Annotated in this window: 12 protein-coding genes, 1 other RNA gene and 1 riboswitch; of the genes, 6 read left to right on the top strand and 7 right to left on the bottom strand. The window is 69.4% G+C overall.

Features of this window, described 5'->3' with window-relative positions; translation table 11 throughout:
* Nucleotides 1-276: 276 nt before the first annotated feature.
* On the bottom strand, nt 277-915 hold the full coding sequence (locus RTO53_RS17160) for an outer membrane beta-barrel protein (RefSeq protein WP_312238938.1): 639 nt from the start codon (nt 913-915) through the stop codon (nt 277-279).
* Nucleotides 916-1,073: 158 nt separating this feature from the next.
* Nucleotides 1,074-1,218: riboswitch (FMN riboswitch) on the top strand.
* A 121-nt stretch (nt 1,219-1,339) separates the two neighbouring features.
* Between RTO53_RS17160 and RTO53_RS17155 the strand changes: the two genes are divergently transcribed.
* The 5 genes from RTO53_RS17155 to thiL all read left to right on the top strand — a co-directional run bounded on the left by RTO53_RS17155 (nt 1,340) and on the right by thiL (nt 5,243).
* Nucleotides 1,340-1,963, top strand: a complete 624-nt coding sequence (locus RTO53_RS17155; protein ID WP_312238937.1) for a riboflavin synthase — start codon at nt 1,340-1,342, stop codon at nt 1,961-1,963.
* Nucleotides 1,960-3,057 (top strand): 3,4-dihydroxy-2-butanone-4-phosphate synthase, encoded by a 1,098-nt coding sequence (ribB, locus tag RTO53_RS17150; protein ID WP_312238936.1) that lies wholly within the window; start codon nt 1,960-1,962, stop codon nt 3,055-3,057. Before RTO53_RS17155 ends, ribB begins: the two co-directional genes overlap by 4 nt.
* Nucleotides 3,058-3,147: 90 nt before the next feature.
* The gene (gene ribH, locus RTO53_RS17145; protein ID WP_256774892.1) at nt 3,148-3,615 is read left to right on the top strand and encodes a 6,7-dimethyl-8-ribityllumazine synthase; all 468 of its coding nucleotides are present in this window, start codon (nt 3,148-3,150) and stop codon (nt 3,613-3,615) included.
* Complete coding sequence (nusB, locus tag RTO53_RS17140) at nt 3,612-4,091, top strand: transcription antitermination factor NusB (RefSeq protein WP_312238935.1); 480 nt, start codon at nt 3,612-3,614, stop codon at nt 4,089-4,091. The genes ribH and nusB overlap by 4 nt, the downstream gene beginning before the upstream one ends.
* Nucleotides 4,092-4,274: 183 nt before the next feature.
* Nucleotides 4,275-5,243: a thiamine-phosphate kinase gene (thiL, locus tag RTO53_RS17135; RefSeq protein WP_312238934.1), complete on the top strand. Its 969-nt coding sequence runs from the start codon at nt 4,275-4,277 to the stop codon at nt 5,241-5,243.
* A 154-nt stretch (nt 5,244-5,397) separates the two neighbouring features.
* Here thiL and RTO53_RS17130 read toward each other — a convergent pair whose 3' ends face one another.
* From RTO53_RS17130 to RTO53_RS17115, 4 genes are read right to left on the bottom strand one after another with little or no spacing between them, the layout of a single operon-like run.
* Nucleotides 5,398-6,786, bottom strand: a complete 1,389-nt coding sequence (locus RTO53_RS17130) for an FAD-linked oxidase C-terminal domain-containing protein (RefSeq protein ID WP_312238933.1) — start codon at nt 6,784-6,786, stop codon at nt 5,398-5,400.
* Entirely contained in the window at nt 6,783-7,325 is a 543-nt protein-coding gene (locus RTO53_RS17125; RefSeq protein ID WP_312238932.1) for a metal-dependent hydrolase, read from the bottom strand. The genes RTO53_RS17130 and RTO53_RS17125 overlap by 4 nt, the downstream gene beginning before the upstream one ends.
* A complete protein-coding gene (locus tag RTO53_RS17120) occupies nt 7,325-7,693 on the bottom strand; it encodes a YraN family protein (RefSeq protein WP_312238931.1) in 369 nt (122 codons plus the stop codon). Before RTO53_RS17120 ends, RTO53_RS17125 begins: the two co-directional genes overlap by 1 nt.
* Before the next feature lie 10 nt (nt 7,694-7,703).
* A complete protein-coding gene (locus RTO53_RS17115) occupies nt 7,704-9,425 on the bottom strand; it encodes a penicillin-binding protein activator (RefSeq protein WP_312238930.1) in 1,722 nt (573 codons plus the stop codon).
* Nucleotides 9,426-9,505: 80 nt separating this feature from the next.
* Between RTO53_RS17115 and rsmI the strand changes: the two genes are divergently transcribed.
* Nucleotides 9,506-10,327, top strand: coding sequence for a 16S rRNA (cytidine(1402)-2'-O)-methyltransferase (gene rsmI, locus RTO53_RS17110; protein WP_312238929.1), 822 nt, complete (start codon nt 9,506-9,508; stop codon nt 10,325-10,327).
* A gap of 344 nt (nt 10,328-10,671) precedes the next feature.
* Here the strand turns inward: rsmI and rnpB are convergent.
* An RNA gene (rnpB, locus tag RTO53_RS17105) (RNase P RNA component class A) lies at nt 10,672-11,022 on the bottom strand.
* Between the two features lie 29 nt (nt 11,023-11,051).
* Nucleotides 11,052-11,675 (bottom strand): NRDE family protein (locus tag RTO53_RS17100; RefSeq protein ID WP_312238928.1); only part of this gene is annotated, 624 nt, incomplete at its 5' end.

The raw sequence follows: 11,675 nt of genomic DNA, 5'->3' as shown, positions 1-11,675 counted from the left end.
CGAGCCCCTTAGCGGCCGGTAGGCTCCTGGGCAAAATAAAGGAGGAGGCCGCTCGCGGCCGGGGGACATTTGCGCCAGGGGCCTACCGGCCGCTAAGGGGCCCTCACGCGCGCGACCAGCCCGAACGAAGCCCCCCGGTCACACGCGTATAGCGCGACGCGATCTGCCAAGTCCAATGGAAAAGGACGCTCCCCTCCAGTGGGAGAAGAGCCAAAAAAAACGGGCCCCTTTCGGGGCCCGTTCGATCATGGCGCGGCGGAGACCGTCGCTGCCCGATCAGAAACTCGCGCGCACGCCCACCGACACCTGGGTGACATCGCGGTAGGCCTGCACTTCGGCGACCAGACCCCAGGTCTGGGTGAAGTTCACCTGGCCACCGAGGTTGCCCACCCACGTGCCCTTGAAGTCGCTGCCGCCGTCCAGGTAACCGGCCTTGGCCCACGCTTCGGTACGGACCGACGGCTTGCCACGCACGCCCACGGTGGCGCGGCCGGCGTTGGTGTGGTCCTTGTCGGTGGCGCTGTCGAAACCGTCCACGGACAGCTTGGCTTCCACGTTCTGGCGCACCCAGGCGATGTCGGCGGTGAAGTCGACGCGGTCGCTCATCGGCATGTGGTAGCCGATGCCCAGCTCGGGCTGGTTCAGTTCCAGCTTGAGGCTGGCGTCATAACCGGCGTAGCTGCCGTTGTACTTCTTGGACACATACGACCACGCGCCGAACACGTTGACCTGCGGGCCGATGTCGAACGAGCCGCGGATGTAGCCACCGTCGACCTTCGGGTCGCCGAAGTAGTCATCGTTGGTGTCCAGCTGGGTCCAGCCGGCTTCGACGTAGTTGTAGCTCACGCGCTCGGCGGCGGAGGCGGAAAGCGGGGCGGCGGCCAGCAGGGCGGCGGCCAGGAGAATCTTGCGCATGCGGGTTCCTTGGGTGAAGTTGAGGTCCATTTCAGCCAGCCCTTCGTGGGCGGCAGGGCGGCGATCTCTGCCGCGCGGGCGCATTTTAACCATATCTTCACAAAAAGCGAGCAGTCAGCTTGGCTTGCTACAATGGCCGTGCCGGTTCGCCGGTACACAAACGTCTTCAGGGCGGGGTGCGATTCCCCACCGGCGGTAGGTGCGCAAGCACGAGCCCGCGAGCGCTTCCAGTTCCGCTGGAAGGTCAGCAGATCCGGTCCGATGCCGGAGCCGACGGTATAGTCCGGATGAAAGAAGACGGTGCGGCCGGGCCTTGGGGCTCGGCGTGCGCCTATATGCCTTGCGGCGTTTTTCGCTCACTTTCTGCGGGAAACGTTATGTCTGATTGCACCTCCATCCTCTGCCTCCGTCCGGGGGTCCGCTGATGTTCACCGGCATCATCGAAGGCGTCGGCCGCCTGGCCGCGCGTGACACCCTCGGCGGCGATGTCCGCTTCACCTTCAACGTCGGCAACCTGCCGTTCGACAGCGTCCAGCTGGGCGAAAGCATCGCCATCAATGGCGTCTGCCTGACCGTGATCGCCTTCGACGCGACCAGCTTCCAGGCCGATGCCTCCACCGAGACCCTCGGGCTGACCACGCTCGGCCAGCTGGCCGATGGCGCGGTGATCAACCTGGAACGTGCGATGCGCCCGACCGACCGCCTCGGTGGCCACCTGGTCAGCGGCCACGTCGATGGCCTCGGCCAGGTCCTGTCCATCCATGACGACGCCCGCGCCCAGCGCTGGCGCTTCGCCGCGCCGGCGGCGCTGCTGCGCTACATCGCCAAGAAGGGCTCGATCTGCGTGGACGGGGTCAGCCTGACCGTGAACGAGGTCGACGACCAGGGCTTCGAGGTCGCGCTGATTCCGCACACCGTGGCCAACACCGCCTTCGCCGCCACCGGCGTGGGCAGCGCGGTCAACCTGGAAATCGACCTGGTCGCCCGCTACGTCGAACGGCTCATCGCCGTGCCCGCCCATGGCCCGCAGCAGGGAGCCAACGCATGAACTTCGCCTCCATCCCCGAGATCCTCGAGGACATCCGCCTTGGCCGCATGGTCGTCATCGTCGATGACGAAGACCGCGAGAACGAAGGCGACCTGATCATGGCCGCCGAGCTGGTCAAGCCGTCGGACATCAACTTCATGGTCACCCACGGCCGGGGCCTGGTGTGCCTGCCGCTGACCCGCGAGCGCGCCGCCGACCTGGGCCTGGCGCCGATGGTCCAGGCCAACACGGCCCAGTTCCAGACCAACTTCACTGTCAGCATCGAGGCCGCCGAAGGCGTCACTACCGGCATCTCGGCCTACGACCGCGCGCACACCATCCGCACCGCGGTGAAGCCGGATGCCAAGCCGGCCGACCTGCACCAGCCGGGCCACATTTTTCCGCTGATCGCCCAGCCGGGCGGCGTGCTGACCCGCGCCGGCCACACGGAAGCCGGCGTCGACCTGGCCATGCTGGCCGGGCTGGAACCGGCCGGCGTGCTGGTGGAGATCCTCAACCCCGACGGCAGCATGGCGCGTCGCCCGGAGCTGGAAGTGTTCGCGCGCGAGCACGGCCTGAAGATCGGTTCGATCGCCGACCTGATCGCCTACCGCCTGGCCACCGAGAAGACCGTCGAGCGCGTGGACGAGCGCGAGATCGAGACCGAATTCGGTCCGTTCACGCTGGTCACCTACCGCGACCGCATCGCCCACGACCTGCATTTCGCATTGGTCCGTGGCACCCCCGACGCCGAGCCGACGCTGGTCCGGGTCCAGGTGGAGAACCCGCTGGCCGACCTGCTGCACTGGCGCCGTGACGATTTCGGCGTGGCCTCCACCGATGCCCTGCGTGCGATCGCCGCCGCCGGACGCGGGGTGATGGTGGTGCTGTCGGCCCCGCGCGACAGCAACAGCCTGCTGGCCCGCCTGCGCCAACAGCCGCAGCCGGTGGTGCCGGGCAAGGACAAGGACGTGAGCCAGTGGCGCCGCAACGGGGCCGGGGCGCAGATCCTGTCCGACCTCGGCCTGGGCAAGCTGCGGGTGCTGGGCACCCCGCGCCGGCAGATCGGGCTGGCCGGGTATGGCCTTGAAGTGGTCGAGACGGTCACGCCGTAAGCGGTCGTCCCAGCAGCAGATGAGAACGCACGGGCCGCGAAGGCGGCCGTGCGCGTTAAACTAGTCAACCTTTTGGATCCCCCGCCGAACATGAGCCACTACGAAGGCGACCTCCGTACTCCGGAAAAGGCCCGTTTCGCCATCCTCGCCAGCCGCTGGAATGCCCGCATCACCGACGTGCTCGTCGCTGGCGCGCGCCAGAGCCTGGCCGGCAATGGCATCGCCGAGTCGGCCATCGACGTGATCCGCGTGCCCGGCGCGTGGGAACTGCCGCTGGTCGCCGCGCGTCTGGCGGCGGCCCATGAGCATGCCGCCATCATTGCCCTGGGCTGTGTGATCCGCGGCGATACCCGCCACTATGAGCACGTCGCCGATGGCTGTGCCGAAGGGTTGATGCGGGTGCAGCTGGATTTCGGCGTGCCGGTGCTCAATGGCGTGCTGGCTGTCGAACGGGCCGAGGATGCCGAGGCCCGCGCCGGTGGCAGCCATGGCAACAAAGGTGAGGAAGCCGCACTGACGGCGTTGGAAATGGTCAATCTTCTGGAGCAGTTGCCGTGAACAAGTCAAACCCGGGCAAGCCCTCCGGAAAGCCCGTCCGCCGCGATGGCATCGACCCGGTGCTGCGCTCGCGCGCGCGCCGTCGTGCCCTGCAGGCGATCTATGCCTGGCAGATTTCCGGCGGCAACGCGCAGTCGGTGATCGCCCAGTTCGCCCACGAACAGGCCCGCGAAATCGCCGACCTGGCCTACTTCGAAGCGCTGGTGCACGGCGTGCTCGACCACCGCAAGGACCTGGACGAGGCGCTGACCCCGTACCTGGACCGCGGCATCGAGGAAGTGGATGCGATCGAACGCGCCGCGCTGCGCGTGGCCGCCTACGAAATGCGGTACCGCCTGGACGTGCCGTACCGCGTGGTCATCAACGAGGCGATCGAATCAGCCAAGCGTTTCGGTTCCGAGCACGGCCATACTTACGTTAACGGCGTGCTGGATCGTGCCGCCGTGGAATGGCGCAAGGTCGAAAGCGGCCACTGAGCCGGCCGACGCCCGCTCCCGGATCAGGGGCAGCGCCGAGCCACGCTTGGCTGCCATGAAACGTCCCACGCACCGCGCAGCCGAGCAGGGCTCGGCGCAACCGGTAACCAACCCGGTCCCAGACCCCGGTCGCTCGCGATCGCCGGTCGATGCCAGCGGTCACCTCTGAACCACGGAACCGCCATGTCCCTCGCCGAATTTGCTTTGATCGACCGCATCCGTGCCCGCACCCGTGCGCGCGCCGACGTGGTGCTGGGCATCGGGGATGACGCGGCCCTGCTGCAGCCTCGCGGCAACGAACAACTGGTGGTCACCGCCGACACGCTCAACAGTGGCGTGCACTTTCCAGCGGAAACGCCGGCGTTCGAGATCGGCTGGAAGACCCTGGCGGTCAACCTGTCCGACCTGGCCTCGATGGGCGCGCGTCCGGCGTGGTGCACCCTGGCCATGTCGTTGCCCTCGACGGAACCGGCGTGGATCGACGCATTCGCCGATGGCTTCTTTGCGCTGGCCGACGAGCACGACATCGTGCTGGTCGGCGGTGACACCACGCGCGGTCCGCTGTCGCTGTCGGTTACCGCGATGGGGCAGGTTTCGGCCGGCCACGCGCTGCGGCGCGATGCGGCCCGGGTCGGCGACGACATCTGGGTGAGCGGCACGCTGGGCGATGCCGCCGGCGCGCTGCGGCTGTGGCAGCAGGGCCGTCTGGATGTGGCGGTCGTCGCCGACGATCCCGACCTGGAAGCACTGCGCCAGCGCCTGCTGTGCCCGATGCCGCGGGTGAAGCTGGGCCAGCGCCTGCGCGCCTACGCGCACGCGGCGGTGGACATCTCCGATGGCCTGCTCGCCGACCTGGGCCATATCGCCGCCCGCAGCGAGGTGGCCGCGCGCCTGGAAGTGGACACCCTGCCGATGTCCTCGGCGTTGCGTAATGCGCTGGGTCGCGATGACGCGCGCGACTGCGCGTTGCGCGGTGGCGATGACTACGAACTGTGCTTCACCGCCGCCGCCGACCAGCGCGACGCGCTGCATGCGCTGGCCGAAGCGCTGTCCCTGCCGCTCACCCGCATCGGCCGCATCACCACCGGCCAGGGCGTGCACGGCGACGACCTGCCCAACGCGGACGGTTACGAGCACTTCGTCCTGCAGTAGAGCCGACCGTTGGTCGGCTGCCGTCCCTGGACGAGGAGCAGCCGACCAACGGTCGGCTCTACGAAATGGTTGCGTCGACGGTGGCCGCACGAAACGGTTGCCTCACGGTGGCCGCACGAAACAGCCGCGTCGGCAATGGCCGCGCACGCGAGGGTCACCCCACAGGTGGCAGCACCTTGCCCGGGTTGAGGATCCCGTCCGGGTCGAGCGCGTGCTTGATCGCGCGCATCGCCGCCAGCGTGGCCGGGTTGAACGCCGTGGCCATGAAATCGCGCTTGGCCAGGCCGATGCCGTGCTCGCCGGACAGGGTGCCGCCGAGCGACAGCGTCAGTGCGAAGATCTTCGGCAGCGCGGCGTGCGCACGCGCGTTCTCGTCGGCATCCTCGGGGTGGTAGAGGATGTTGACGTGCAGGTTGCCGTTGCCGGCGTGGCCGAAGGTGACGATCACCAGCTGATGCTCGCGCGCCAGCGCCTGGACCCCGGCCACCAGCTCGGGGATGCGCGACACCGGCACCACCACATCTTCATTGATCTTGCCCGGGGCGATGCTGCGCAGCGCCGGTGACAGCGCCTTGCGCGCGGCCCAGAGTTTCTCGCGCGCGCTGCCTTCCATCGCCACGTCTAGCGCGATCATGCCGTCGCCTTCGGCGGCCGTGGCCAGCGCCTGCAGCAAATAGGGGAGGGTGTCGTGGTCGCCGTCGGCTTCGACCAGCAGCATCGCGCCCGCGTCCGGCACCTCGGCGCCATTGCGGCGCAGCAGCTCCAGGCTGCGGGCATCCATGAATTCCAGCCGCGTGGGCACCACCGGTTGGCCCATCAGCCGCGACACGGCCGCTGCCGCCGCATCGGCATCGCGGTACAGCACGCGCAGCCCTGCCTGCGCCACCGGCAACGGGGTCAGCCTGAGCGTGGCTTCGACGATCAATGCGAGGGTGCCTTCGCTGCCGACCAGCAGGTGGGTCAGGTCGTAGCCGGTCGCGTCCTTGGTATAGGCGCCGCCGCAGTGGATGAGCTCGCCGGCACCGGTCACCGCGACCAGGCCGAGCACGTTGTCGCGGCTGGTACCGTACTTCACCGCGCGCGGGCCGCCGGCATTGCAGGCCAGGTTGCCGCCGATGCTGCAGATCTCCGCGCTGGACGGGTCCGGCGCCCAGAACAGGCCATGCGGTGCCAGCGCGTGCTGCAGGTCGCCGTTGAGCACGCCCGGCTCGACCATTGCGCAGCGGTTGCCCGGCTGGATATCGAGGATGCGGGCCATGCGGGCGAACGACAGTACGATGCTGCCCATGACCGGCACCGCTGCGCCGGTGGTGCCGGTGCCGGCACCGCGCGCGACCACGGCGATGCGATGCTCGCGGCAGGCGCGCACCAACGCCAGCACCTGCTCGCGGTCGCGCGGGAAGGCCACGCCGAGCGGCAGCTGGTGCCGCCAGGAATTGTCCTGTGCGGCCGCATCAAGTGCGGCCTCATCGGTGCGCCAGCCGTCTTCGCCCAGCAGCGCGTGCACGGTGGAAAGGAAGGCGGCGGGCAGGGCGGTAATCATTGCGTGGTCCGGGCATCGACAGGGGCGCGTTGGATCAGCTTCCAGCCGATCACGGCGGCGGCCAGCGGCAACCACACCCAACGCAGTTCGGAGAAAACGGTGGCCAGTCCACGCGCGCTGAAGAACTGGCCGGCGAAGGGCGAGACGCGGATGGGACGCCACGGGGCGAACAGACGCTCGCCGCTCCATGGCCACCACAGGGCAACGCCGAGGCCGCCGGAGGTGAAGGCATCCAGCAGCGGGTGCGACAACGCGCTGATTCCCACGAACGCGGCGGCCTGCACCGTGCTTGCACGCAGCGGCCGGTGCAGTACGGCGGCGAGCACGGCCAGCAGGGTGGCAAACACGACCGAATGACTGGCACCGCGATGCCCGAAGCTGTCGGCGTAGGGGATGTGCAGGACGAAGGCCAGCACGTCGGCATCGGGCAGCATCGCCGCGACCACGCCGGCAGCCAGCAACGGCCTGGAAATGCGGCCGCGCTCGGCGGCGCACCACAGCGCCAAGGGAATCGCGGCGTGGGTAAAGATGCTGGGCATCAACAATCCTCCAGCCGGAACGCATCGCGCAGCCAGCGCAGCTGCGGTGGATCGCCGCTGGCCTCGACCACGTCGAACCGGCACGGCTGCGCGGCCAGCGCCGGGTGCGCGCCGAGGAACAGCTGTGCGGCCAGCACCAGCTTGCGCCGCTTGCGCAGGTCCACCGATGCCGCGCCGCCGCCAAAGCCGACGCTGGCGCGGTAGCGCACTTCCACGAAGACGGTGGTGTCGCCATCGCGCATGATCAGGTCCAGCTCACCACCGCGATAGCGCGCGTTCTGCGTGATCGGGCTCAATCCCTGCGTGCGCAGGTACGTTTGCGCCGCAGCTTCGACCGCTGCGCCACGCTGTGCCCGCGCGGTCGGCACGGGCCCGGTATCAGTTGGCGTTGGCGATCGGCATTGGCCGGCCGCCACTGAAGGTCGACCACGCCGGCACGCGCAGCACGTTGCCGTTGCTGTCCAGGAACAGGGTGCCGGTGGCGCCGGCCAGGCCGCCCTCGTTGGCCATCTTGTCCAGGTAGGCGCTGATCTTCCACGCATCGAAACCGAAGGCGAACAGGCGCCCGGCCGCGCCGCGCGCGTTGGGCAGGATCTGTCCGGCCGTGCTGGCCGAGGGCAGGCCTGCGACGCCGCGCACGTTCCATGCTTCGTTGGGATAGACGATGCCGTCCAGTGCCATGTCTTCCTCGGCCTTGCCCGCGCCGACGGTCAGCTGCGAGGTGCCCACGCGGGTGGCGCCACCGGCACCGGCCAGTGCCAGCTGCGGGGCCAGCGTGCGCGCCTGCGGCGCCTTCACCGCCAGCAGCACGCCATCGACGCTGCCGGCCGCGCGGATCTGCGCACTGATGTCGCCCACCGCTTCACCGACCCCGATCGTGGCCACCACCTGGCCGCCGCGCTGGGCGAAGCGTTCGCGGAAGGCGGCGGCGGCACGGCGGCCGTTGTCGTCGTTGCTGTGCACCACCAGCACCTTGCTGCGCTCGCGGCCACGCAGGAATTCGGCGGCGATGATGCCGTCGTCTTCGGGGGCCAGCGAGAAGCCGGCGCTGCCGGCCGGCGGGCTGCTCTTGCCACGGTTCAGTGCCAGCACCGGCACCGGCAGCTGGGCACGGCCGAACACCGCATCGACCTCGTCGCGGCCGAGCGGGCCGACCACGAAGTCCACGCCGGCACCGACGGCTTTGTCATAGGCCGCCACCGCGCCGGCAGCGGTGCCGGCGGTATCGATGAACTGGATGTCCGGGCGACGGCGGGTTTCAGCGTAGTACCCGCTGAGCAGGCCATCGCGGACCGGCTGTGCGGCGGTGGCCAGGCGACCGCTGAGCGGCAGCAGCACGGCCATCTTCAGTGGCGGGCGGTAGCCATCGCTCATCGCCGGCGGACGCTTGCTGGTATCGAACTGCACCGCCTGCTCGCGATCGAACGGACGCGGCAGCGGCAGCCCGCGTGCGATCAGCGCGCGCCCGGCGAAGTTGTACAGCGGCTCGTTGGCCGGCAATGCCGCCGCGCGCGAACGCAGGGTGGCATCGTCGAGCGTGCCCAGCAGGCCGGCGATGGCCTGCTGGTTGTCGGTGCGCGCCTTGCCGGTCAACGCGGCATGCGCGCGGGCGCGCTCCTGCGCGGCACCGATGCTGTCGCCGGTGCCCTGGAGCGCATCGGCGCGGGCCAGCTGCCAGCGCGTGCGCAGCTGCGGCACCACCGTATCGGAGGATTCCTTCAGCGAGGCCAGCGCCTGCGCCGGCTGCTTGTCGGCCAGGGCCAGCTCGGCGCTGGTCAGGTGGTAACGCTGCAGGCTGGCGCCGTTGAGCTGGCGCGCGGTGACCTGCGCCAGCAGGCTGCGCGCGCGCGCGTTGTCGCCGGCGTCATGCCAGGCGAAGGCCGCATCGGCCAGTGCGGCGGCGCGGGCGCTGCCCTTCAAGGTGTTGGCCAGTGCTTCCAGCTGCACGGCGGCGTCGCGCGGCTTGCCCTGGTCGATCAGCGCCAGCGCCTGGCTCTGCGCCGGCGATTCGGGCGCACTGGTCAGGCTCGTCGTGGCGCAGCCGGCAAGCAGCATCAGCGACAACGAAAGGGCGGAGATCCGTGCGACGGGCTTGTTCATGATCAGGTCCATTCGATGGGGGCAGCGGCCGTGGCCGGGGAACGGTACGATTCTACCCTTGACCCACGAGTGCCGTTGCGATGAGTGCTGTCCCTACGCTGTATGTCGTTGCCACCCCGATCGGCAACCTGGCCGACCTGACGCCGCGGGCGCAGGACGTGCTGCGCTCGGTGGCGGCGATCTGCGCCGAAGACACCCGCCGCAGCGGCCAGCTGCTGGCCCATTTCGGCATCCAGCAGCCGTTGGTGGCGCTGCACGACCACAACGAGGAAGCGCTGTCCCAGCGCATCGTGGCGCGCCTGCTGGCCGGTGAATCGCTGGCGCTGGTGAGCGATGCCGGTACCCCGCTGGTCAGCGATCCGGGCTATCGGCTGGTGCGCGCCGCACGCGAAGCCGGCATCCGGGTCAGCCCGATTCCCGGTGCGTGCGCCGCGATCGCCGCATTGAGCGTGGCCGGCCTGCCCAGCGACCGGTTCACCTTCGAAGGCTTCCTGCCGGCCAAGGGCTCGGGCCGCCGCGAGCGCCTGCAGGGCCTGGCCGGCGAAACCCGCACGCTGGTGTTCTACGAATCCTCGCACCGCATCGCCGAGTCGCTGGCCGACATGGTCGCCGCCTTCGGCGCCGACCGCCCGGCGGTGCTCGCCCGCGAACTGACCAAGCTGTTCGAGACCGTCCTCGACGGCACCCTGGCCTCGCTGCTGCAGCAGGTGGAAGCCGACGACAACCAGCGCAAGGGCGAGTTCGTGGTGATGGTGCAGGGCGCCGCCGATGACGAACAAGCGCAACTGGCCGCCGGCCGCCGCATGTACGCCAAACTCAGCGAACACCTCCCGCCGTCCACCGCCGCCAAGCTGGCGGCAGAACTCACCGGCGCCCCAAGAAAGGCCCTCTACGGCAGCTGATCGCCTGCCGGGCGCAGGCAGAGCCACCCCAAGGCTGGCCGCACGCGATGCCGAAAAGGTAGAGCCACCCCACGGGTGGCTGCACGCGATGCCGAAAAGGTAGAGCCACCCCACGGGTGGCTGCACGCGATGCCGGAACGAACAGCAGCCACCCATGGGGTGGCTCTACCAGACCCGCAGCAAACACAACATTTGAATATAGCCCCACGCAACCCGTCTGGAGGCACAGCCCCCTTTAGTAAAGGGGGCGCGGCGACAGCCGCGGGGAATTGGACGCTGGTGGCACGGGGCCCAAGGTTTGCAGCGCAAACCTTGGGGCTTTTTTCGCGGCATCGCGAAAAAAGCGGCGGAGCCGGCCGATAAGCCGGGTTTTGTCGTGGACAGTCATTCCTCTAGGCGCTACGTCACCGCAGCGCTCAAGCAACCTACCCGGACCCGACGCGGGCCACGCCATTAGGTCCCTATTTGGTCTTGCTCCAGGTGGGGTTTGCCGTGCCGGTCTGTTGCCAGACTCGCGGTGCGCTCTTACCGCACCATTTCACCCTTACCGGCTTCCCGAAGGAAACGTAGGCGGTATCTTTCTGTTGCACTTTCCGTCGGCTTGCGCCGCCCAGGCGTTACCTGGCACCTTGCCCTGTGGAGCCCGGACTTTCCTCGGCATCCGCAAGGGATGACGCGACTGTCTGGCCGACTCCGCCACGCGTATTTTCGCACATCCATCGCCTCACCGGGGCGGTGGCTCGGACAGGCCAACGGCCAACGCCGGCGCCGACGCACCGCCCACGCCCAGGCGCGTCTCGCCGATGCACGCACCGTCCGGGCCGAAGCGGCGTTCGTGGATGAAGCCCTGGCCATCGGCGTCCAGCGCGATGACCGTGCTGGCGCGGGTGCCGTACTCGGGGCTGCGGATGAAGGCCGCGCTCAGCCAGCGCTCGCGCTCCAGGCCGATGCCGGTGTCGGGCAGGGTGTGGTCCTCGGCGCGGGTTTCATCGGCCAGGGCCCGCCACAGGCCACTCAGGTCTTCATCGCCGCGGGCGATCCAGGCCGCCAGCGCCGCGTTCAACGCCAGCGTCTTCGGCCAGGGGGCGTCCAGCGGTCCGTTGGACATGCCGTGGATGCCCGGGGCCAGCGCCTGGCGGCCCAGTGGATGATTGCCAAGGAACTGGCAACTGTCGCGGTCGGCCAGCAGCAGGTTGAAGGGCGCGAAGGTCGTGGCGCGGGGGGCCAGCTCGTCGGCGAAGCTGGCAGCCGACGCATCGGCGCGCAGGTAGTCGGCCACCAGCGCCCCGCGGGAGGGGCCGGTCTGGCGCGCCAGCGGGTCGCGGACATTGGTGACCACCGCCATCCG

This window comes from Stenotrophomonas sp., from assembly GCF_031995405.1.
GTDB lineage: Bacteria > Pseudomonadota > Gammaproteobacteria > Xanthomonadales > Xanthomonadaceae > Stenotrophomonas.
This window is presented reverse-complemented; position numbering and strand designations above follow the sequence as displayed.